We start from the raw sequence: 18,875 nt of genomic DNA on the forward strand, positions 1-18,875 counted from the left end.
AACTCGATATGGGTCGCGTGGCATGGTGTCCCCCGATGGCTTTCCAGAAACAGCACTATAAAGCGCGGGCTCGCCAGCGGCCATAACGCTGCCGGATGCCCTTGAAGATGCCGGCGGCCCGGTGGTCATGATCCAGCTCGGCGCGGCTTTGGATGCCGCAGGCGGCGCAGAGCCAGTCCCGAGCGTCTTGCTCGTTGTGGGTGCCGTCGGGCAGTTGGCTCTCGGTCATGCCGTGCTTGTAGCGGCGCCGGCGGTCCAAGTAGAGGCGGAACGCCGGATCCTGGCAGAGCATGGCGGCTTGGCGGGCAAGTGGCCCGCCTTTGACTCTTTCAGCGCGCATGCCGCCCCCGGCGCTCCCGGATGCCCTGGCACTCGATACAGGTGGTGGCCCAGGGCGCGGCCTGGCGGCGGGGCGCCGGGATCTCGTCGCCGCAGTCTTCGCACCAGGGATCATTGACCGGTACCTGGGGCGTGAGGCGACTGGCCAGGGTGCCCTCGAGGCGGCGTTCCATCAGTTCGTTGGCGATATCGGCGTTGTCTGCCATGGTCAGTCCTCCCCACCTTTCTCGATAAGCCAGAAGCGATGCATCAGTCGGTCGCCATCGTCTAGGTACTCATGCAGCTCGCGGCCGCTGTAGGTGGCCCAGTCGATCACGGTGAGGGCGGCGCTTTGGAGGTCGCGGTCGATGCAGCGCAGGCGGTTGAGCTCGAGCGGCCATTCGTCACCGTTGTAGACGGCGAGCAGGATCCGCCGGCAGTGGCGGCTTTGGCCGGTGTCGCGATTGGCCACCTCGACGAGGCAGTCCAGGGCGGCGGGGCCGACTTGCTCCAGCTTGGCCAGACGTTCGTCGACGGCGGCTTCCTCGGCGTAGTGCTTCTCCAGGGCCTGGCAGGTGCGTTCGTTCAGGCGCTCGGTGAGGCGTGGCATGGGGGTGTCTGGTGTCATGACATGCTCCTTGCTTCATGGGCTTGGGGGGTGACCCGCCGGGCGTGGTGGGCCGGCAGGTGGGCGAGGTCGATGCCGAGCTTGGCGGCGATGTGGTCGAGCCCGGCGTCGGTGAATTCGGTGCGGCCGTAGTGGGTCCAGCCGCTGATCGGGTGGTGATAGGTTCCGGTGGCCACCCGCAGCCACTGGGTCTTGCCGCGGTACGGGCCCGCCGGCAGGTTGTCGCTGCCCAGCACGCCGGCCTGGCGCAGGCGGCGGGCCAGGGTGTTGCGCCCCAGGTTGAGCAGCGGGGCGGCCTGGTCGAGGGTGTAGGTGCGGCGGTGCATGGCGGTCTCCTTTCCCTGGTCAGGCCTGGAAGATCCAGCACTTCACGCTGGCGTTGCCCAGGCGGATCTGGCTGCGCACGGTGCGGTTGGCGTCGACGAACTTGCGGGTCTTGCTGGAGCGCAGGTAGCGCTTGAGCTCGCGGATTTCCGGCACGCGGAGCTTGTAGTCGGCGCAGCGGCGCTCGAAGTCCTTGAGGTTGATGGCGATCTGCTCGGCGCCTTTGCCGTAGTGGTTGAGCAGTGGCTCTTCGGAGAGGCCCTCCAGGTAGTCGAAGGCCTCCCAGAATTCGGCGACGAGGGGGTGGTCGGCGTTGATGGACTGCTGACGCTCGCGGGCCATCTGCAGCACCAGGCCCTTGGTCATGTCGATGACCTGGGCGGGGTAGAGGCCCAGGCCATCGGGGCCCAGGCAATCCACCAGGGCCATCAACTGGCCGTGGCACTTGGCGATGCGCAGCACCTTGATGTCGGGGTCTTCGGCCAGTTGGTTGGCGTAGTGGCGGCCGCGCTGGGTGATCAGCTCGAGCAACTGAGCCTCGCGGGTGGCCACGTCCAGGGCGAACTGGCTGACGTGTTCGAGCTCGGCCTTCTCCATGGCTTCGGCCAGATCCTTGGTCTGCTGGTTCTGGCCCTCGCGGGTGAAGGTGAGGTGGCAAATACGGGTCTGGATGGCCTCGCCGGCCTGCACGGCGGCGTTTTGGCTGATGACGATGGATCCGCGGAAGGGCGGTTCGTAGGTCTCGTTACCGCTGCTCTTGACGCCCCGGGCGCGGATCGAGCGGCCGTTGAAGGCGGTCTTCAGCTCGTCCCAGTCGAACTGCTTCTGTTTGGTGCCGTCGCCCTGGTCTCGGTCGGACTCGATCAGCACCACCGGCAGGTTGGAGACCTGGGCGAAGTTGCGGCTACGCGCCGGCATGGTGGCCTTGCTGGGGTCGAAGCCCTCGTAGTCGCGGCGGCCCACCAGCTTCCAGAGGAACTCGATCAGGGTGGACTTGCCGGCGCCGGCCTCGCCGACGATCTCCAGGAAGGGGTAGCTGCCCATGTCGGCGCGGATCTGCTCGGCCAGCAGGCTGCCCAGCCAGTAGGCCAGGGCGGTCACGCCCTTGGTGCCGAAGGCGCCCATCAGTTGCCGGGTCCAGTCGGTCTGGTAGGCCTGGCGGTCGGGGTTGATGTGCAGGGCGACCGACTGACTCAGCGTCTTGAGCTGCTTGCGCGGGCCCAGCTCGAAGAAGTCCTCGCTGTTGATCTTGTGCAGCTTGCCGCCGGCCACCGCCAGGTCGCCGAACACATAGGCGCCGTGCTCCTTGCTGTAGCCGATGTAGTCGATGGTCTCGACGGTCTTGATGTTGCCGATCTGGTCCTGGAGCAGGGTGTCCAGTTGCTGGCTGGTACCGGTCCACACCGCCCCCGGGGCCACGCCCAGCAGGCGCTTCTTGTACTCGCTGGCACTGGCCAGTTGGCCACCGCTGAAGGTGTTCTTCACCGGTGGGCGGCCGTCGGGAAACTCGACCCGGTAGTAGTACCAGCTCTCGTCGGTGACGCTGTTGGCCTGGTAATAGAGGGCCGTGGGGTAGCAGGTGCAGATGCGCTTGACGTTGCCGGCCTGCTCCAGGGCGGCATCGCGAAGCACCGGGTCGAGCTGCTGCTGGTCGCCGCCATCAGCGCCCTCGGCCCGCACGGCGCGGTCGAAGGCGTCCATGTCGAGCTTCCACCACCACAGCTGCCGCTTGAACTCGAACCAGAATTCGCGGCGCTCACTGCGGCGATACATGATCAGCGCCTTGGCCATGGCGGTGGGGGCCAGCAGCAGGGCGCCATGGTGGCGATAGGTGGCCAGGTGCTGCTCGGTGAGCTCGCCGCGCTGGTGGGCGTCGTTCCAGTCGTGCTTGCCGCCGCTGGGGATCTGCGCTGCCTTGCATTCCCAGCCGGCGGCCCGGGCCCGCTCCACCCACTTGGTGGTGGCCCGCTGGCCGGCGCGGTTGCCATCCAAGGCCCACACCAGGGTGGGGCGGCTGGTTCCCGCCTGGTGGGCGGCATCGGCTAACTGCTCCAGGGCGGCATCCGGGTAGTTGCTGCAGCTCATCGCCGAGACGGCGGCGATACCGTGGTGGTAGAGGGCGATGGCATCGAAGATGCCCTCCACGATCCACACCTCGCCGGCCTCCACCAGGTCGGCAGCGGTGAACACCGGCGGGCACCACCACTGGCCCTTGAAGCGGCCCACGAAGTTGGCCTTCTGCTTGCCGAAGCGCTCCGGCTTGTCGAGCAGGCGCTCCCAGTAGGCGCCACCGGGCAGCGGGAAGCGCACCGTGGCAGTGCCGCCGATCTGCGGCTTCCAGTAGCTCTCCTGGGTGTACCAGCCCTGGATGCGCTCCAGGTCGAAGCCGCGGCCATCGCGCAGGTAACCATCGGCCACCGGCGTGGCGCTGGCCGGCGCCTCGTGGGCCGGCTGGCCCGGGCGCGGGGCGTAGCGCTCGCTCCACGACTCGAACAGCTCCGGAAACAGGCTCTTGACGTGGATCTGGCTGCCGCAGTTGTTCTCCCGGCCGCATTTCAGCATCCACGGCGCATCGGCGGCGATATACGCCTCGCGCTTGCCACAGGAGGGACAGCGCACCTTTTGCAGGTAGGCGCCGCGCTCCTGGGCGTCATAGTCGCGCTGCAGACGCGCGAGGATGTCCTGGCGAAGCGATGAATTCACGCTGCGCCTCCTTTATCCGTGGAGTGAAAGAGGGGGTTAGTGCTCGAGGACGACCGGGCGCCGGGTATCGCGGTCGACGACTTTGGCCAGGCCAGCGGCGCGGGCCTGCTCGAGCACGCGGACCAGGTCGCGGGTGGTGAACATCACCGGGCGGCCGCCCTCGGTGCGCAGTACCACCACATCGGCGGTGGAGGCCTTGATGTCGATACGCGCCACTTGGTTGGCTGCATCCAGCTCGGCATAGGCCTGAATGGTGGCCAGCTCGGCGGCGGCCTCGGTCATGTCGTGGTTGACCACCAGGGCCTCGATGCAGTGGGCCATGGCGTTGACGCGGTTTTCCCAGCGCTGCTTCCACAGGTAGCCGATGGCCAGGTTGTGGGCGTCAAGGTGGGGGGCGATGGGAGTGACGGTGGTCACAGCTTCCATGTGGGCTTCCTTCAGTTCCTGGTGTTCTGGGTGTTGGGCCGCGGCGCGTCAGGCGCCTGCGGTAGATTTCTGCGCCATGACCATCTCCCGCAGGCGCGGCACGAAGGGCAGCGTCACCGAGGGGTTGGGGATGTCACTGGGCGCGATGGTGTGCGTGATCTCGATCGACGCCTTGCCACGCCAGCCGCAATCCTCGTTGCGGCACTCGAACACGGCCTCGCGGTACACCGGCGTGAGCCCCTGGCTCTTGCGGATGCGGAGGTTCTTGCCGCAGTGCGGGCACGGGATGCGAGGACGGATCGGGACTTCGCTCATGGGTTACCTCCTTGTTGATTGACGGGATACAGAGCTCGGCCGCGGCCGGTGAGCCCCTGGGCGCCTCGGCGGATGCGCCGGCGCAATAGCCACTCGGCGGCCTGCTCTCGGGTTTCCAGCCCCTGCTGGTCGCGGATGGCGTCGAGCACGGCGGTCATCTGCTGGCCGAGCTCCATGGCTTGTTCCGGCATGGGGAACCTCGAATGCACGGTGGATGTGGTGCTGGGTTTAGCCCGCGCTAGCAGCGACAGTGTCGGTGAGCGAGGCCAGGTCGATGCCCAGCACCTCCTGGGCCTCCTTCATCATCATCTGGCGCATGACCTCGGCCTTGGGTACGCCCAGGTAGTTGGCCAGCGCGGTGATGACGTCGGCTTCGTACTGGTCGAGGTAGACGGTGGCCTTGGTGCGAACGCGTTTCGGGTCCTGGTACATGGCGGAGTTCCTTATGCAGCAAGTCAGGACGGTGGGTTACAGCAGTGGCATTTGCGCTGGCTGCTGGCTAATCAGCGCCATGGCGGGCAGCGGCTTGCCCACCTGGCGGTACAGGTCGCGCAACTCGCCCAGCAGCACCGACTGCTGGAAGGCGTTGCGGCAACGCATCAGGTCGCGGGTGATGGCGGTGATCTGCCGCGAGAACGCCAGGCGATCCTTCGGTGGCACCTGGCCGAAGAAGCCCTGCTTGCGAATGGCGGGCAGCACCTCGCCGCAGACCCAGTTGGCGAAGGACACGGCCTGGGGCTTGTTCGAGCGGAACAGCACCCTGTACACGGCGGCTTCGGAGATAAATAGCACCTCGCCAAAGCCCCTTTGCCCCCGCAGATGGAGGGGGCAAACCCACTCCGCGGGCATGTTCCGGAGGCTATATCCGCTCTTCCAAGCGATGCCCAGGGCATCGAAGACGTCCTTGGCGCAGAACCAGGCTTCGCCCTTGTCATCGGTGGCGGTGCGCACCTCGGCCTCCTGGAAGAGGAAGGGGGTGGCCAGCGGTTGCATCTCGGTGGTGGTCATGGCGGCCTCCTCAGGGTGTGTCGTCGGCGGCGTGAGTTTCCGCCTCGTACTGAGCGATGCCGCGCAGCATCAGCATGCGCACGGTGGCCGAGAGCGAACGCATCTCCAGCTCGGCGATCTCCTCGAGCTTGAGGCGCTCGTCGGGGGTGATCTGGGTCATTACCTGTTTGCTGCAGCCGTTGGGCGAGCGGGACGCCGCGCGGCGCATGGTGTCTTCGGGGCTCATGGGGTAGGCTTCCCTTTTGGAGTTAAAGACAATGCAAGGGCCGGGGCCTCAGCAGCCGTAAAGCCGGGCGTACTTGCGCTGGAGGAAGTGCTCCTCCAGGTGGAGGCGCAGGCTGGCCAGGGCGTCTTCGATGGCATCGTCTTCCCACCGGGCGGTGATCAGCTCGACGCTCAGCTGGGCGGTAGCTTCGGCCAGGGTGCGCTCCTCGAGGGCTTCGAGTTCGGCCAGCGGACTGTTGGTGCTGAACCGCGGCGAGACGTACTGGAGAAGCCAGCGGCGCATGCTGGGTTGGCACTTGGCCAGCTCGACGCGCAGGCCGTTCACCTCCAGCCATTCGGGGGCGTTGTCGAGCAGGCACTGGGCCTCGCGGGCCGCGGCGGTGATCCGGCGGGGTTCGGTCATAGGTGCCTCCGGTTGAACAGAAAGGGTGGCGAGAAGGAGAAGGGCATGGCAGTGGACGCGAATCGACTCTGGGAGCTGCTGCGAAAGCAGCCGGCCGATCAGGCGTTGGCGATCGCCGACCTGTTCGCGCTGGGCTGCCTGTTGCGCTTGCAGGGGCATCGCCGAGCCGGCAATACCGCCGTAGAGACCGCGCTCAAGGCGGTCCGCGGTGGCGGCAATGCCAGCTACTGCGATGCCCTGGTGGCGGCCTTGCCGGGCAACGAGGCGCTGTTCGCGAATCAGGTGAATGCCCATACGGAGATCAATCAGCTGATTCATGCGCTGGCTGGCGAGACCGCGGGTCCTCGGTCAGACGAGTGCGCAGGGTGATCGAGCGGTGCTTGTCGTAGCGGCGGATGGCGTCCAGTTCCAGGGCAGCACTGATGCTGTCCAGTGCCACTCGGGCCACTGCGCCGGGAGAGGTTTCGTTGTCGGAACGGTCGACGTCTTCCAGCGCCACGGGAAAGCCCTGCTCGCTGAGGTAGCGGCCGAGGATATGCAGCAGCGAGGTCTTGCCGGCGCCGGTTACGCCGGAGATCTCGATGGTGATGCCCCAGGCATCGCGGTGGGGCTGAGCGGTAGAGGTGGTCATAGGTGGCTCCTTTTGGATTGTCTGTCGAGTCCCTTTTGATGCCTTTTGGAACGCTTTGGATTGAATATTGGATTCGTATGAATCACATGTCAAGGGTTTGAGGGAGTCGTATGGATTCTATTGGCGCTAGGCTTCGAGCTGAGCGGGATCGGCTAGGGATGACTCAAACCGAGCTTGGTGAAGCCGCTGGGGTCACGAAGAACACTCAGCGGCTCTATGAGACCGACCAGCGAAGCCCCAAGGCCGACTATCTGGTGGCCCTGGATGCCATGGGTGTGGATACGCACTACGTGCTGACCGGCCGCCGAGTGGATGCTGGCCAGCAGGCTGCCAGTGCCGAGGGCATTCCAGGGGAAAGCGCGGCTGGCGAGATTGATGTCGATTACCTGGCCGAGATCGCCGAGATGCTGGACGGGGTTGCTCGCCAGGCGGGCAAGCGGCCGCCCTCGGGCGCTGCCTATGTGCGCATGGTGGCCGAGGTCTACAACTTCATGGCGCAGGAAGGCTCTCGGGATTCAGAGACCACCGGCCGGCTGCTGCGGCTGGTGGTGAACCGTTGAGGATGACAGCGCCGAAACGATAGAGGGAGGGATCGCTAGAACGCTGGCGATGCCTGTAAGGCCACAGAGATCGGGGCGCAGATCCCGGCGTGGCACTCGCATTAAAAGGATACGCAGGATGAACAGGAAAGAAGGTCTGGATGACCTGGCCACACGGATCAGTGCACTGGTCAACGAACAGCCCAATGATGGCCAGGAACGGGCGATGACGGTGACCGTGGGTGGTGATAACCACGGTGCTATCACCTTTGGTAATCACATCACGATCAATGCTGGGGCGCATCCGGTGAAAGAGGAGCGCCCACTGACGGATAGCGAACTACGGGCGCTTGCAGCAGAGAAGAAGCGGGAGCGCCGTGAGGCCCAGGTTCGCAGGCTCATCAACTTGCCAGTTCTGTTAACGGTAATAGTCTTCGTGGGAATCATTGGGGCGCTATTGAGCGGCTACATTTGGCAGTTTGTACAAGGGCCATACCCATGGGCGTTTCCCGTACTCGTCGCCTTTATTCTGATGCCATTAGCTGTCTGGACAAGACGGGTGATCGAACTAGAGGGGGCTATTATTCGTGAGGCTAACCAAACGTTGGAGCAGATCCGTCACGAGCAGCACCGTCGGCGGGTCAGGTAGTGTTTAAGGTGCTAAAAAATCGCTCAGGTATCGAGTAGAGCGACATAGAAAAATGTAAGGATGAGCTTTGGCTCAGTTTATACGCAGATTATGAGGGTGAAGCAATGAATAAGGCTGAAGTTTCCGAGAGTCAAGCAAAAGAAGAGGTGCCAAGCCTTACGGTCTTACATGCGATCGGTGCCCACCTTCAGAGGAAAAAGGTAGGTAAGGAGTCTTTTTTTGAGAAGGATGTTGGTACCCAATGGGATACGGGGGACAAGGTCGCACTCAGCTTTGTTCAACAGATTGAAGCTAAGTTTGCGAAGAAAAATAAGCTATATAATTTTTTTAGGGAAGATCCATCCGGCAACGATTTGCCATTGGCTTCACATCTAAAGAACTTGAACGAAACCCATGATGGTTTTGGGAGGCTGTCAAGTTTTGTTCTCGACAGTATGGTTTCGTCAGCAACGCGTAAGGCTGGAACATCTCTTTCAGATGCCTATGTTGTGATAATTCACTATATGACACGAGCTGATGAAGGGGATGAAGGACGGTTGCTGGTTGTTCTTCTTGATAAGAAGGGTGTGTTTAATTTTAATAGAAACTATGAGCCTACCAATAGGGATTCGATAGATATTGATGCTTTGAAACAGGCAGCAATGATCGATGTGACCTTGTTTAAAGGGCTTTACCCGTCTCGCGATGGAGATGCATATCTTCAGTTTATTAAGGGGAATCAGAGTAGCGATTTTTTCAAAGAGTCTCTCGAGTGCGGCGATGCAATTGAGAATGCTGCGAGTGTTGATGCAATTTTTGAAGCATTAGATGAGTTTAGTGATGAGCATGGGTTGGGGATAAGCGTTCACAACAAGATTCAAAAAAGTATTGAGTCGAAGCTTTCTGAGTATGCCAAGCGGAAGGCTCCAGTAAGCATTGATTATATACAAGGCTGGGTTGATGAATGTTTAGACGATGGACATGCTGCGAAAGGGAAATTTGCAGAGCATGTAAATGTAAAAGGTCACCAAGTAAACGAGTGGACTGCTCCGACCACTAACTCTATAATAAAGGCTGGGAGCTTTGTTATTGAGGACGATAAAAAGTCGTATTCATGCAAAGTTAACAAAGGGACAGTGGGGACCTACGATTCTGATAAAAAGGTCAAGCTGACAAAAGATACTAGATACCTGATGATCCCGCTCAGTGAAGTAGAGCGAGAAGAGATCATTAAGCGGGTAACTGAACATGACAATGATCAAGGATAGAAAACAAGGGGAAGTCGTTGAGCTGATTTCAGACTATCGTATTGTTGCTGGTGACGACAATACGATAGTTGCTTCTCGTGGGTCAGGTAAGGTCGACGTGAAGCATGTAAAGGAAGTTTTAGAAAGCGCAGGCTATTCCCATGCAAGACGTGCGATCAAACAGAAAAATGGTGAAGTTGAGGTTACCCTCCTTTTAGACCAAGATGCTTGGAAGCAGTCTGTTCCTGACATCTTTCTTTCTTTACGCGATTTGTGGGAGAACTACAGGTTTAGAAGCGATGCCCCGGAAGCTTTCATCGTTCCAGATGATCTTCGAGAAGAAGCTGAAAAGTTCATGGAGGCATTCTGCACTTATTTGAAGGTAAAAAGGCTTCTTGAGAAAGTTTCAGATCACACTACTGAAACTGGAAGTGCTCTTCTATTCCATAACAAGAAAGACTCTATCAGAAAAGATGAGATTTCTTTGAATGTTGATTATGAAACGCTAAAAGATCTTGACGTTTCTCCAGAGAAAGATAAAGCGGTGGACTCTCTTTTGCAATGTGTGTCTTTAGAGGAAGATGCACATAGCCATGAACGAGAGAATGTTTTGAAAAATGTGATTGTTGAGGAGCTTGAGAAGCAAAGTTTTACTCAGTTTTTTCCTCTTCTTTATCACTCGTCGCGCTCGCTTCTTGATAGATATAAGGAGCAGTATAAAGTTTATGTTGATCGATTTTCAGTCAATAAGATACTTAATGATATAAGCGAGAAGAATCTTGAGTATAGCTCCAAAGTGAATGAGTTTGTGTCTTCTGGGCAAGCTAAAGCATTTACTATACCTGGTGCAATTATAGCTGTTGGTGCGTTGGTTAGAACTGGAATAAATCCCTTGAGTCTTTTTGTCATAGTTTTTGGTCTGTATATGATAAAGGAGCTCGTTATGTCAGCTAACCAGATATATAGGGAATCGTTTGATCATCTGTCGAAGCAGGTTTCTTATACATTTGATCGGTTTCATGAATTAGATGACTCAACAGAAGTTCATAAGCATGCCAATGATTCAAAGCGAGAAGTATCAGAGAGGATACGTAAAGCAAAAGAGAGGCTGGATCATATAGATTGCTTTTCGAAAGTCATGGTATGGGTAGGCGTTGCCTTCTTGCTGATCACTCTAATCATGTCTTGGGTTGCTTGAGTCGATGCTCCCACATGACTTGTATTTTCATCAAGCACTCTCACTTGCAGGCACTCCACTTACCTGCAGTGCACTGCACTCGCGCGCCGAGCCCACTGACTCCCTGGGAGTGCTCCACCTCGGTAGCCAGCCAGGGAGTGCCGATTTCGGGCTTGGAGCCGCGGATCTACAGCGGCGACTCGGGCCCTGGGCCAGTGTCAGCTTGAACTTGGCTTAGCCGTGCTGGGTGAGGCTTGATTCGGCTGGCTTGGGGAGGGCAAGCAATGGCTATTATGCATCCACCGAATCGGCGGGCGGATTCGGCTGATACCGACCGCCGGACCGCGGGAGTCGATCTGGCCCGGCAGTCGGATCTGAGGGGCGTGGTGGTGAGCCAGGCCAGGCGGTATGTGGTGTGAATGACTTTGACGAAGTTTAAAGATGCTCCATGGGGTGATTGTTCATGGAGGTGATTTTTATTATAATATTTGGCTGGGGTTTTTACATTTAAGTGTCTGTGAGTTTCTGGAATGGATGTGCCAAATTATTTGTACAAGTATAAAAGTTTTGATTCCAATGGTTACTGGGAAAGGCTTTTGAGACATCAAGAAATCTTTTTTGCTTCTCCTAATATGTTCAATGATCCATTTGAGTGCAAGGCTAGATTTGATTATGTGGCAAGCAGAAGTAAGAAGATAAGTCGGTATGCCTTCCAATTGTGGGTCTCATTTGGTGAGCAGGGAGAGCCAGAAGACTATATAGAATTATCTCGTGACATGGTTGATGGCGGGCGTGTTGGGAATGAGGTGCATCGCAAAGAAGTAGAAGAGCTGATGCATAAAAAACAGAATGATATTTTTGCTATTTTAAGCCTTTCAGAAGATCCTGAAAATATTTTAATGTGGTCGCATTACGCGGATAATCATACGGGATTTTGTGTTGAGTTTAATACTTCATACGGAAGAGTGCCTTTTGGGAGTGCTAGAGAAGTACAATATCATAAGCATTTTCCAGTTTTAAATTGGTGGGAAGACTCTATCTTTGATATATATAAGTCCATGGTCTTTAATAAGTCTGATGGTTGGTCTTATGAGAAGGAGTGGAGGGTTTTTGATGGATACGGGAAGGGGGTTAGGAAGTTTAGGGCTAAAGCGGTATCTGGTATATATATGGGGTGCCAGATAAGCGAGGAGAATGCTTGCAAGTTGGTTTCTATAGCAAAAAGCTTTCCCTTTGAGATAAAAGTTTATGCCTCGAAGATAAAAGAGCGTGAATATTCGCTTGATTTTTCAGAAGTGGATAAAAAAGCATTCCTTTGAATTTTTTGGAAGGCATTTTTTTCATTCAGGCCGCCCAGCTTGAATTATGCCCCAGCACTAATCTCACACTGCACCCGCGTGCCGAAGCCGCTATCGCCCAGGGTGTGCTCCACCTCGGTGACCAGCCAGGGAGTGGCGTCGATCGCGTCCTTGAAGCCGCGCACCACCAACGGCGATTCGGGCAGCACGTCTGCCCGGCCCTGGGCCAGGGTCAGCTCGAACTCGGCCAGGCCGCGCTGGATACGCCGCCATTCGGCCTGGGCGGCATCCAGGGCATCGGCTTCGCTGGCATAGGTGGGGCGCAGTTGTTTGGCGTTCTCGCCACTCCCGGCGAGCACGATCTGTCGCTCGGCGCCGCGTGTGTCGTTCCAATAGGCTTTTACGCCGGTGTAGGCATCGCGGTCGGTGGTGTTGTAGCGGTGCTGGTCACCGTCGCGGCGGGCCAGGGTAATGCCGGGCATGGCCAGGCCGCTGGCGGTCAGCGCCTCGCCGGCCTGGGTGAACAGCAGGCGCCCAGACTTGATGGTGGCGATGGCGTCGAAGCGTTCGCCGAGCCGGGTCAGAAAGTTCAGGTCCGACTCATCCGTCTGGTCGATATGGCCGACGCGGATGCCACCGAGCGTCTCGCCGACGACCGGCTCCAGGTCGTGGCGCTGGGCGATGGTGTCGACGATCTCGCGCAGGATGTGGTCATGCCAGCTCTGGGTGCGCTTGCCCGGGAGGTCGCCGCGCAGGTCCGCCGAGCGGGCGCGGATGGTGAGCTGGTCGGGTGTGCCGTCGTGCTGCACTTCGTCGACCGTGAACAACCCCTTGTCGATCAGCCCCTCATCCTGCCACCCGAAGGCGACCGCCAGCTCGGCACCGCGGCGGGGCAGGGCGAGGGCGCCGTCGTGATCGGCCAGGACGATATCCAATTGGTCGGCCTCGAGACCGCGGCTTTCGCGGAGCCTCAGCTGGATCAGGCGGCCGTTCACGCGCGGAGTGATGTCGGTGCCGCCCAGGGTGATGCGGTAGCCCGGGCGCCGGTAGCGGCTGGCGGTGGGGTCGCTCATGCGTAGGCCCCTGCCAGGCGGGCGACGGCGGAGGTGGTGAGGCTGCCGATCAGGTCGGTGCGGGTGTCGTCGACGTGCTCGAGCTGGAGGGTGAAGTCGATCTTCGCCGGGGCGCCGTCGCGGAAGAAGCTGCTCGAGGTCTCCTCGACGCGGGTGATGACCCAAAGCCCGTATTGCCTGCCGGTGCCCTCGACCAGCGGCCAGGCCTGGCCCTGGTCGGCCATGTCGCGGATCTCGTCCAGGTCGATGCGGCCGCCGGTGAACTCGGGCAGCAGCGTGCCGGACAGCGTGATGCTGTCGTCCCCGGGGCCGACGAACTGATAGGCGGGGCGGTCGCCGACCCGCGACTGGCTGGTGTGGCGCCACTGGGTGGAGCGGCGCAGTTGCTGATAGGGCACGCTGCGCGTCGCGAAGACGAACATGCCGAGGGCCATAAGCATGGTGGGGGCCTCCTGGTGGTGGGTCAGTCGATGTCGCGCAGTGAGGAGCGGCGGCGGGCGGCGGCACTGCGTTCGGCGTCGGCCAGGGCGCGCTGCACTTCCTGGGCGACGAGCTGGCCGATCTGGTGTTCGTCCATGCCTGGTGAGGCGTTGACGGTGATATGGATGTCACCCAGGGTGATGCCGCCCTGGGCCTGTTGCTGCGGACTGGCCAGCGGCGGCCGGGTGTCGAAGCGGATGGGCTCCTGCGGGGCGATCGCCGGCATGGCCACGGCCGGCAGGGTGACGGCGCCCAGGGCCAGCCCGGCACCCGCGCGGGAGACTCGCCGGGCAATGTCGCGCACGCGCCGGGCGGGCTCGTCGCGCTGGGCGTCGAGCCCCGCATTCAGGCCGTCGACGGTATAGCCACCGAACCGGGCGAACACCCGGGAGGGCGAGTTGATGTCGAGCACGTCGGCGAACCAGCCCTTCACGCTGTCGGCGATCCCGACCACCCGGTCCCGAAGGTCGGCGAGCCGGCCCGTCAGGCCGTCGATCAGGCCTTCCACCGTCCAGTCGCCGAACTGGGCGAAGACGCGCGACGGCGAGTTGATGCCCAGTGTCTCCATGAACCAGCTCCTGACGCTCTCTCCCATCCCGGTGATGGCGTTGCCGAGGCGCCCCAGGCCAGCGGTGATGCCGCCAATAAAGCCGTCGATGACGGCGCTGCCCAGGCCGCTGAGCGTGCTGGGCAGCTCGACGCCGAGGGCACCGAGCGCGGTCGAGATGCCACGCCACAGCAGCCCCAGGGGCGACCAGTCCAGCAGCAAGCGACTTACGCCGCCGATGCCTCCGGAGAAGGCGGCCTTGATGTCCTTCCAGCGCTCGCCGAACCAGCCGGCGATCGAGTCCCAGTTGCGGTAGGCCAGGTAGGCCCCGGCGGCGAGGGCGGCCACCGCGGCGACGATGGCCATGATGGTCAGGCTCACCGGGTTCAGCGAGAGCAGGGTGAGGGCGTAGTTGACCATGGCGATCGGGCCGAGGACCGAGCCGAGCAGCACCATGAAACCGCCGCCGATGGCCACCAAGGCGGCGAGGGCGGCGGCCGCGGTGGCCAACTGGCCGGTGAGCGCGGGGTTTTCCTTCATCCAGTTGCCCACGGCGCGGGTGACCCCGGTGATGGTCTGGATCAGCCCGCGCAGGGGTCCCTCGTTGGTGTCGGTGAGGGTGATGCCGATCTCCTGCCAGGCGCTGTTGAGCGACCTGAGATCGCCACCGATGTTGTCGGCCATGGTCCGGGCCACCCGGGCGTTCTCGCCGGCGGCCTGGGTGAGGATATCGGTGAAGGCCTCGATGCCGGCGGAGCCCTGCTGGTTGATCATCTCGGCCATGCCGGCCGCCGGTTCCTCGCCGAAGATGGCCTTGAGGTACTCCATGCGCTCGGCGTTGCCCAGGGCCTCGGTGGCCCGGGCCACGTCGGAGAGGATCCGCGGCACGTTGCGCATGTTGCCCTCGGCATCCTGGATATTGATGCCCAGGGCCTCGATGGCGCCGGCCGCCGCGCCGGTGGGCGCCGACAGCCGCAGCATCATGGCGCGCAGGGTGGTGCCGGCCTGGCTGCCCTGGATGCCCACGTTGCCCAGCAGCCCGGACATGGCCGCGGCCTCTTCGAGGGATAGGCCCATCTCGCGCGCCACGGGCGCGACGTACTTCATCGAGTCGCCGAGCATCTCGAGGTCGACGTTGGCCCGGGTGGTGGTGGCCGTCAGCACATCGCCGACGCGGCCCATCTCCGCCGGGTCGAGGCCGAAGCCGGAGAGGATGTTCGAGGAGATGTCGGCGGTGCGGGCGAGGTCGGTGCCGTTGGCCAGCGCCAGGTTGAGCATGTCGGCCATGGAGGCCTCAATGGCCTCCGGCGAGAAGCCGGCCATGGCGAGGAAGCCTTGGGCGTTGGCCGCTTGCCCGGCGCTGAAGGCGGTGCTCGCGCCCAGCTCCCGGGCCTGTTCGCGCAGGGCCGCGAGGCGCTCGTCATTGCCGTCCAGGCGGGTCAGGGCCTGCACGCGGGACATGGCCTCGCCGAATTCGACGCCGGGGGCGAGCAGCCGCGCGCCGGCGTAGAGCGTCGCACCGCCGGTGGCCAGGCCCGCCGCTCCGGCACCGGCCATGCGGCCGGCCCGGCCGATGTTGCGGTCGTAGCGACTTCGCGCCTGGGCCGCGTGGCGTTGCTGATCGGCCAGGCGCTTGAGCTTGCGGCGCTGGTCTTCGACGGCCTGGTTGGCTTCCTGCATCTCGCTGGCCAGCCGCTGCTGGTCGCGGCGCAGGTTGGCGGTGCTGATGCCGCTCTCGTTGAGCGAGGTGCGCAGCTGCTGAAGCTGCCGGCGCTCGTCGTCGTGTCGCCGGGAGAGCCGGCGCGCCTGCTCGATGGCCTTGCGGCGCTCGGCGACCAGGGAGGCGGTGTCGCCCTCGTGGGTGCGCATCTCCTGGGAGAGGCGACGGATGCGCTCCTGCTGTTCGCGGAGTGCCCTGGCGGTCTCGCCGGATTGGTTCTTGAGGGTGCGGAAGGAGCTGACGTTCTTCTGGACCGCCTGCAGTTGCCTGAGGCGGTCGCGGTTTTCCCTCATGGACTGGGCGGCGCCCTGAGAGGCGCGATCGATGGCCTTGAGCGGCCGCGAGGCCTTATCGGCGGCGTCGAGGATGACTTGTAGCTTGAGATCGCGCGCCATGGCGGGCTCCGTGGTCGTCGGCACCGCTGCGCTTGCGCGCCCGTTCGCGCCAGTCCATCAGTTCGCGCAGGGTGAAGTCCGCGCAGTCGGTGGGGGTCCAGTGGAAGGCGATGGCCAGGTCGGCCATCGCGTCTTCTACCTGGGTGGGGAGGTTTATGCGGTCTCGCCCTTGGCCCGCTTCGTCAGCAAAAAACCGGCGATCTCGCCGCCGCACTGCACCAGGTCGGCCGGGTCCATCTGGCGCACTTCGGCCGCCGTCAGCGAGGGATTGGAGATCCGCGGAATGAGGGTGATGAGCGCGTCGGTCTGCATCTGCAGCACCTCGGCCAGGGAGACGCCGCGCAGTTCGCCGGCGGAGGGCTTGCGCAGGGTCAGCTCGGCGACCTCGGTCTCGCCGCGCTTGAGCGGGGTGTCGAGTTCGATGGTGGCGGTGATGGCTTGAGCGACTTGGGTCTTGGTCATGTCATGGATTCCTTGTGGGTTACATCAGGCCGCGGGCCGCGAACAGGATCGCGGCGAGGCCGAAGAGGGTGGCGCCCCAGATGGCTGCCAGGGCGAGGAGAAAACCGGCACGGTCTGCACCTTGCGGGGTCATGCTGCCTCCGATGCGTAATCGCGTTTTCTCGCGCGGATGGTTATGCTGTTGCACAGGTTCCCCCTAGCCTCTAGATAGGGTGCGAATCCAGAGCGCCCCGCCGGCCCCATACCGGCGGGGCGTTCGTCGTTTACAGGCCCAGGGCGCGGCGGCGCTTGGCGAGCATGTCCTCGCCGTTGACCTTGAACACGTAGTTGGGGAGATCGATCTCGATCTTGGTGGTGCCGTTGATGGCCAGCTTGTAGTAGCTGAGGGTGCTGGTGACCTGGTGCTCGGTGTTCTCGCCGGACTGGGCATCACCCATGTCGATCTCGGTGTGGCGGCCGCGCATCACGACCTCCACCGCATCGACCTCGTCGACGTCGTCGCGCTCGTAGCTGCCGGTCATGCGCAGCAGCTCGGCATCGATGCGCGAGCTGCCGAAGTTGTCGAAGATCGACTCGACCAGGCCGCCGACGGTCCACTGGCAGGTCAGCAGGCCGTCCATGCCCATGTCGATGCCGACTGCGCCATCCATACCGCCGCCACGCCACTCCTCGATCTTGCGGGTAAGGGTGGGCAAGGTGACGGACTGGATAACGCCCTGCCAGCTGTCGCCGTTGCTGAACAGATTCAGGTCCTTGAGCTTTTTCGGGAGTGCCATGGGTCCGCTCCTTACGCGGTGGCCGCGACGCGCGCGGCGAAATCGGCCAGGTATGAATCGGTGATGCGCTGCTGGAAGCCGAGGTCCTCCAAGGGCGGCACCGGGGTGTAGTCGTAGTCGATGCGCAGCTTGCCGGCCTTCAGCGACTCTTGGGTGTTGAGCTCGTCGTTGAGCCAGGCCTGGCCGTCGACGATCAGCCCCAGGCTCTTGAGCTCGCTGAACTTGGCGTTGATGCCCTCGATGATGTCGCGGGCCAGGGAGGCGTGCATGGGCTTGTCCACGGCCCACAGGTGCGCCTCGGCGATGGTGTCGGCGAGGATCTGCGCGGTCCGGGTGTAGTTCTCGAACGGGAACAGGGACTGCGGCCCGGCGCAGGTGCGCGAGCCCCAGAAGCGGTAGCCACCCTGCTGGATAAGGGTGGTGACGTCGGCGGCGTTGAGGATCCCGGCATCGGTGTTGGGCGACTGCAGGTCCCAGAACACGTCGCGATCGATGCCGGTGACGCCGTTGACCACGACGTTGGAGAGGGTCTTGTGCCAGCCCACCTCCTGGTCGAGCTTGGCGCGCAGGCCGAGGGCCACGGCGACCGGGCTGATCGAGACCGTGCCGGCGGCATCGGTATCGAAGGCTTGCCACTGCGGCCAGATGATCATCAGCTCCCGGGCCCCGAACTGGTCGCGGTAGGCGGTGGCGTCGGTAACGGTTTCGCAGTCGTGGGCGTAGGCGTAGCCGAAGGCGCGCAGCTGCTGCAGCACCGAGACCATGGCGGTGGCCACCGGCTGGGTATCGAGCTCCGGCACACCGATGATGCGTGGCGTGACGCCCAGCTTCTGGTTGGCGGTAAGCAGCGCCTGCAGGCCGGTGCGCTGGCCGGTCTCGGTGGTGGTGCCGATGACGTTGGCAGTGGTCTCGATCTCGTCGATGCCTTCGGCGACGCGCACCACGACGATGATCGGCTTGGCCTGGTTGCCGATGGTGGTGAGGGCGTCCTTGAGCGTGCCGGTGGTGCCGGCCTTACCGATCGCGGTGTCCACATTGGTGACCAGGGCGGGCTGGTCGAGGGGAAATGTCGCCTCGTCGGCATCCGGAGCGGTGCAGACCACGCCGATGACGGCCGTCGAGACCGTGCGGATAGAGCGGGTGCCGTCGTTGACCTCAGAGACGCGCACGCCGTGGTGGTATTGGTCGAGTGCCATGGGAGGCTCCTGCGCAGGATTCAGCGAAAACGTGACATCACGCAGGTATCGTGCGGCGCAGGCGGGCAGGGTGTTAGCGGCGGCGGGTGTGAGTGGGGGGACTCACACCCAGACCAAGAAGCCCGCCGGGCCTGGCCTGGCAGGGACTGGCCCGGCTATGTCGTCAGGAGCTTCAGGATCAGGCGGATGATGTCGAGTAGCTTGAGCACCAGCTGCTTGATGAAGTACGAGTTTGTCATGGGCCACCTCGTTGCTTGGGATGGCTTTATGGTTGCCGAGCCAGGTGGGCAGGGCGAGCGGTGGGTGTTGTAGATAGGCGATCTACAACAGGTGCTGATTCACGGCATGAAAAAAGC

Annotated in this window: 26 protein-coding genes; 6 read left to right on the plus strand and 20 right to left on the minus strand. The window is 62.1% G+C overall.

All coding sequences use genetic code 11. The annotated features are described in order from the left end of the window. Positions 1 to 55: 55 nt before the first annotated feature. Genes ACQ1W9_RS08280 through ACQ1W9_RS08335 form a run of 12 tightly spaced genes read right to left on the minus strand, consistent with a single transcriptional unit; the run spans position 56 to position 6,350 of the window. Positions 56 to 340: a hypothetical protein gene (locus tag ACQ1W9_RS08280; RefSeq protein WP_431026154.1), complete on the minus strand. Its 285-nt coding sequence runs from the start codon at positions 338 to 340 to the stop codon at positions 56 to 58. After that, on the minus strand, positions 330 to 545 hold the full coding sequence (locus ACQ1W9_RS08285; protein WP_431026155.1) for a TraR/DksA family transcriptional regulator: 216 nt from the start codon (positions 543 to 545) through the stop codon (positions 330 to 332). Before ACQ1W9_RS08285 ends, ACQ1W9_RS08280 begins: the two co-directional genes overlap by 11 nt. 2 nt (positions 546 to 547) lie before the next feature. Beyond that, complete coding sequence (locus ACQ1W9_RS08290; protein WP_431026156.1) at positions 548 to 946, minus strand: DUF7673 family protein; 399 nt, start codon at positions 944 to 946, stop codon at positions 548 to 550. Beyond that, positions 943 to 1,272 (minus strand): phage antirepressor KilAC domain-containing protein, encoded by a 330-nt coding sequence (locus ACQ1W9_RS08295; RefSeq protein WP_431026157.1) that lies wholly within the window; start codon positions 1,270 to 1,272, stop codon positions 943 to 945. The genes ACQ1W9_RS08290 and ACQ1W9_RS08295 overlap by 4 nt, the downstream gene beginning before the upstream one ends. 19 nt (positions 1,273 to 1,291) lie before the next feature. After that, positions 1,292 to 3,973, minus strand: coding sequence for a toprim domain-containing protein (locus tag ACQ1W9_RS08300; protein ID WP_431026158.1), 2,682 nt, complete (start codon positions 3,971 to 3,973; stop codon positions 1,292 to 1,294). 36 nt (positions 3,974 to 4,009) lie between these two features. Next, positions 4,010 to 4,399 (minus strand): hypothetical protein, encoded by a 390-nt coding sequence (locus tag ACQ1W9_RS08305; RefSeq protein ID WP_431026159.1) that lies wholly within the window; start codon positions 4,397 to 4,399, stop codon positions 4,010 to 4,012. A 48-nt stretch (positions 4,400 to 4,447) separates the two neighbouring features. Then, complete coding sequence (locus ACQ1W9_RS08310; RefSeq protein ID WP_346064235.1) at positions 4,448 to 4,714, minus strand: ogr/Delta-like zinc finger family protein; 267 nt, start codon at positions 4,712 to 4,714, stop codon at positions 4,448 to 4,450. Beyond that, complete coding sequence (locus ACQ1W9_RS08315) at positions 4,711 to 4,905, minus strand: hypothetical protein (RefSeq protein WP_346064236.1); 195 nt, start codon at positions 4,903 to 4,905, stop codon at positions 4,711 to 4,713. Before ACQ1W9_RS08315 ends, ACQ1W9_RS08310 begins: the two co-directional genes overlap by 4 nt. Before the next feature lie 37 nt (positions 4,906 to 4,942). Further along, positions 4,943 to 5,146, minus strand: a complete 204-nt coding sequence (locus tag ACQ1W9_RS08320) for a hypothetical protein (protein WP_273666769.1) — start codon at positions 5,144 to 5,146, stop codon at positions 4,943 to 4,945. A 36-nt stretch (positions 5,147 to 5,182) separates the two neighbouring features. After that, positions 5,183 to 5,722, minus strand: a complete 540-nt coding sequence (locus ACQ1W9_RS08325) for a BRO-N domain-containing protein (RefSeq protein WP_431026160.1) — start codon at positions 5,720 to 5,722, stop codon at positions 5,183 to 5,185. A gap of 10 nt (positions 5,723 to 5,732) precedes the next feature. Beyond that, a complete protein-coding gene (locus tag ACQ1W9_RS08330; protein WP_431026161.1) occupies positions 5,733 to 5,948 on the minus strand; it encodes a hypothetical protein in 216 nt (71 codons plus the stop codon). A gap of 48 nt (positions 5,949 to 5,996) precedes the next feature. Continuing rightward, positions 5,997 to 6,350, minus strand: a complete 354-nt coding sequence (locus ACQ1W9_RS08335; protein WP_431026162.1) for a hypothetical protein — start codon at positions 6,348 to 6,350, stop codon at positions 5,997 to 5,999. Positions 6,351 to 6,395: 45 nt separating this feature from the next. Between ACQ1W9_RS08335 and ACQ1W9_RS08340 the strand changes: the two genes are divergently transcribed. Continuing rightward, positions 6,396 to 6,719, plus strand: coding sequence for a hypothetical protein (locus ACQ1W9_RS08340; protein ID WP_431026163.1), 324 nt, complete (start codon positions 6,396 to 6,398; stop codon positions 6,717 to 6,719). Here the strand turns inward: ACQ1W9_RS08340 and ACQ1W9_RS08345 are convergent. Beyond that, the gene (locus tag ACQ1W9_RS08345) at positions 6,652 to 6,981 is read right to left on the minus strand and encodes a hypothetical protein (protein ID WP_431026164.1); all 330 of its coding nucleotides are present in this window, start codon (positions 6,979 to 6,981) and stop codon (positions 6,652 to 6,654) included. The two genes, ACQ1W9_RS08340 and ACQ1W9_RS08345, sit on opposite strands and share 68 nt — an antisense overlap. A gap of 110 nt (positions 6,982 to 7,091) precedes the next feature. On the opposite strand from ACQ1W9_RS08345, the gene ACQ1W9_RS08350 reads away from it, so the two are divergent. The 5 genes from ACQ1W9_RS08350 to ACQ1W9_RS08370 all read left to right on the plus strand — a co-directional run bounded on the left by ACQ1W9_RS08350 (position 7,092) and on the right by ACQ1W9_RS08370 (position 11,891). Then, on the plus strand, positions 7,092 to 7,541 hold the full coding sequence (locus ACQ1W9_RS08350; RefSeq protein ID WP_431026165.1) for a helix-turn-helix domain-containing protein: 450 nt from the start codon (positions 7,092 to 7,094) through the stop codon (positions 7,539 to 7,541). A 118-nt stretch (positions 7,542 to 7,659) separates the two neighbouring features. Then, entirely contained in the window at positions 7,660 to 8,169 is a 510-nt protein-coding gene (locus ACQ1W9_RS08355) for a hypothetical protein (protein WP_431026166.1), read from the plus strand. Positions 8,170 to 8,273: 104 nt separating this feature from the next. Continuing rightward, positions 8,274 to 9,416, plus strand: a complete 1,143-nt coding sequence (locus ACQ1W9_RS08360) for a nucleoid-associated protein (RefSeq protein WP_431026167.1) — start codon at positions 8,274 to 8,276, stop codon at positions 9,414 to 9,416. After that, on the plus strand, positions 9,397 to 10,593 hold the full coding sequence (locus ACQ1W9_RS08365; protein WP_431026168.1) for a hypothetical protein: 1,197 nt from the start codon (positions 9,397 to 9,399) through the stop codon (positions 10,591 to 10,593). The genes ACQ1W9_RS08360 and ACQ1W9_RS08365 overlap by 20 nt, the downstream gene beginning before the upstream one ends. 509 nt (positions 10,594 to 11,102) lie before the next feature. After that, complete coding sequence (locus tag ACQ1W9_RS08370; RefSeq protein ID WP_431026169.1) at positions 11,103 to 11,891, plus strand: DUF2971 domain-containing protein; 789 nt, start codon at positions 11,103 to 11,105, stop codon at positions 11,889 to 11,891. Between the two features lie 44 nt (positions 11,892 to 11,935). On the opposite strand, the gene ACQ1W9_RS08375 is transcribed toward ACQ1W9_RS08370, so the two are convergent. From ACQ1W9_RS08375 to ACQ1W9_RS08405, 7 genes are all read right to left on the minus strand, one after another. Further along, a complete protein-coding gene (locus ACQ1W9_RS08375; protein ID WP_431026170.1) occupies positions 11,936 to 12,943 on the minus strand; it encodes a contractile injection system protein, VgrG/Pvc8 family in 1,008 nt (335 codons plus the stop codon). Then, positions 12,940 to 13,383, minus strand: coding sequence for a phage tail protein (locus ACQ1W9_RS08380; RefSeq protein WP_431026171.1), 444 nt, complete (start codon positions 13,381 to 13,383; stop codon positions 12,940 to 12,942). Before ACQ1W9_RS08380 ends, ACQ1W9_RS08375 begins: the two co-directional genes overlap by 4 nt. 23 nt (positions 13,384 to 13,406) lie before the next feature. Then, positions 13,407 to 16,085, minus strand: a complete 2,679-nt coding sequence (locus tag ACQ1W9_RS08385; RefSeq protein ID WP_431026172.1) for a phage tail tape measure protein — start codon at positions 16,083 to 16,085, stop codon at positions 13,407 to 13,409. Beyond that, entirely contained in the window at positions 16,039 to 16,212 is a 174-nt protein-coding gene (locus ACQ1W9_RS08390) for a GpE family phage tail protein (protein ID WP_379730138.1), read from the minus strand. Before ACQ1W9_RS08390 ends, ACQ1W9_RS08385 begins: the two co-directional genes overlap by 47 nt. A 26-nt stretch (positions 16,213 to 16,238) precedes the next feature. Next, positions 16,239 to 16,547, minus strand: coding sequence for a phage tail assembly protein (locus ACQ1W9_RS08395; RefSeq protein WP_431026173.1), 309 nt, complete (start codon positions 16,545 to 16,547; stop codon positions 16,239 to 16,241). Between the two features lie 263 nt (positions 16,548 to 16,810). Next, the gene (locus tag ACQ1W9_RS08400) at positions 16,811 to 17,323 is read right to left on the minus strand and encodes a phage major tail tube protein (protein ID WP_346064251.1); all 513 of its coding nucleotides are present in this window, start codon (positions 17,321 to 17,323) and stop codon (positions 16,811 to 16,813) included. An 11-nt stretch (positions 17,324 to 17,334) separates the two neighbouring features. Next, on the minus strand, positions 17,335 to 18,519 hold the full coding sequence (locus tag ACQ1W9_RS08405) for a phage tail sheath protein (RefSeq protein WP_431026174.1): 1,185 nt from the start codon (positions 18,517 to 18,519) through the stop codon (positions 17,335 to 17,337). Between the last annotated feature and the right edge of the window lie 356 nt (positions 18,520 to 18,875).

Origin of the sequence: Halomonas sp. H5 (assembly GCF_050613175.1) — a bacterium.
Lineage (GTDB): Bacteria > Pseudomonadota > Gammaproteobacteria > Pseudomonadales > Halomonadaceae > Bisbaumannia > Bisbaumannia salifodinae.

Bases quoted from the DNA above. Each gene is read 5' to 3' on its own strand.
- ACQ1W9_RS08400 (WP_346064251.1), bottom strand. From the start codon at position 17,323: ATGGCACTCCCGAAAAAGCTCAAGGACCTGAATCTGTTCAGCAACGGC.
- ACQ1W9_RS08385 (WP_431026172.1), bottom strand. From the start codon at position 16,085: ATGGCGCGCGATCTCAAGCTACAAGTCATCCTCGACGCCGCCGATAAG.
- ACQ1W9_RS08305 (WP_431026159.1), bottom strand. From the start codon at position 4,399: ATGGAAGCTGTGACCACCGTCACTCCCATCGCCCCCCACCTTGACGCC.
- ACQ1W9_RS08375 (WP_431026170.1), bottom strand. From the start codon at position 12,943: ATGAGCGACCCCACCGCCAGCCGCTACCGGCGCCCGGGCTACCGCATC.
- ACQ1W9_RS08295 (WP_431026157.1), bottom strand. From the start codon at position 1,272: ATGCACCGCCGCACCTACACCCTCGACCAGGCCGCCCCGCTGCTCAAC.
- ACQ1W9_RS08280 (WP_431026154.1), bottom strand. From the start codon at position 340: ATGCGCGCTGAAAGAGTCAAAGGCGGGCCACTTGCCCGCCAAGCCGCC.
- ACQ1W9_RS08395 (WP_431026173.1), bottom strand. From the start codon at position 16,547: ATGACCAAGACCCAAGTCGCTCAAGCCATCACCGCCACCATCGAACTC.
- ACQ1W9_RS08405 (WP_431026174.1), bottom strand. From the start codon at position 18,519: ATGGCACTCGACCAATACCACCACGGCGTGCGCGTCTCTGAGGTCAAC.
- ACQ1W9_RS08315 (WP_346064236.1), bottom strand. From the start codon at position 4,905: ATGCCGGAACAAGCCATGGAGCTCGGCCAGCAGATGACCGCCGTGCTC.
- ACQ1W9_RS08325 (WP_431026160.1), bottom strand. From the start codon at position 5,722: ATGACCACCACCGAGATGCAACCGCTGGCCACCCCCTTCCTCTTCCAG.
- ACQ1W9_RS08390 (WP_379730138.1), bottom strand. From the start codon at position 16,212: ATGGCCGACCTGGCCATCGCCTTCCACTGGACCCCCACCGACTGCGCG.
- ACQ1W9_RS08365 (WP_431026168.1), top strand. From the start codon at position 9,397: ATGACAATGATCAAGGATAGAAAACAAGGGGAAGTCGTTGAGCTGATT.
- ACQ1W9_RS08320 (WP_273666769.1), bottom strand. From the start codon at position 5,146: ATGTACCAGGACCCGAAACGCGTTCGCACCAAGGCCACCGTCTACCTC.
- ACQ1W9_RS08380 (WP_431026171.1), bottom strand. From the start codon at position 13,383: ATGCTTATGGCCCTCGGCATGTTCGTCTTCGCGACGCGCAGCGTGCCC.
- ACQ1W9_RS08345 (WP_431026164.1), bottom strand. From the start codon at position 6,981: ATGACCACCTCTACCGCTCAGCCCCACCGCGATGCCTGGGGCATCACC.
- ACQ1W9_RS08290 (WP_431026156.1), bottom strand. From the start codon at position 946: ATGACACCAGACACCCCCATGCCACGCCTCACCGAGCGCCTGAACGAA.
- ACQ1W9_RS08330 (WP_431026161.1), bottom strand. From the start codon at position 5,948: ATGAGCCCCGAAGACACCATGCGCCGCGCGGCGTCCCGCTCGCCCAAC.
- ACQ1W9_RS08335 (WP_431026162.1), bottom strand. From the start codon at position 6,350: ATGACCGAACCCCGCCGGATCACCGCCGCGGCCCGCGAGGCCCAGTGC.
- ACQ1W9_RS08285 (WP_431026155.1), bottom strand. From the start codon at position 545: ATGGCAGACAACGCCGATATCGCCAACGAACTGATGGAACGCCGCCTC.
- ACQ1W9_RS08340 (WP_431026163.1), top strand. From the start codon at position 6,396: ATGGCAGTGGACGCGAATCGACTCTGGGAGCTGCTGCGAAAGCAGCCG.
- ACQ1W9_RS08360 (WP_431026167.1), top strand. From the start codon at position 8,274: ATGAATAAGGCTGAAGTTTCCGAGAGTCAAGCAAAAGAAGAGGTGCCA.
- ACQ1W9_RS08350 (WP_431026165.1), top strand. From the start codon at position 7,092: ATGGATTCTATTGGCGCTAGGCTTCGAGCTGAGCGGGATCGGCTAGGG.
- ACQ1W9_RS08370 (WP_431026169.1), top strand. From the start codon at position 11,103: ATGGATGTGCCAAATTATTTGTACAAGTATAAAAGTTTTGATTCCAAT.
- ACQ1W9_RS08310 (WP_346064235.1), bottom strand. From the start codon at position 4,714: ATGAGCGAAGTCCCGATCCGTCCTCGCATCCCGTGCCCGCACTGCGGC.
- ACQ1W9_RS08355 (WP_431026166.1), top strand. From the start codon at position 7,660: ATGAACAGGAAAGAAGGTCTGGATGACCTGGCCACACGGATCAGTGCA.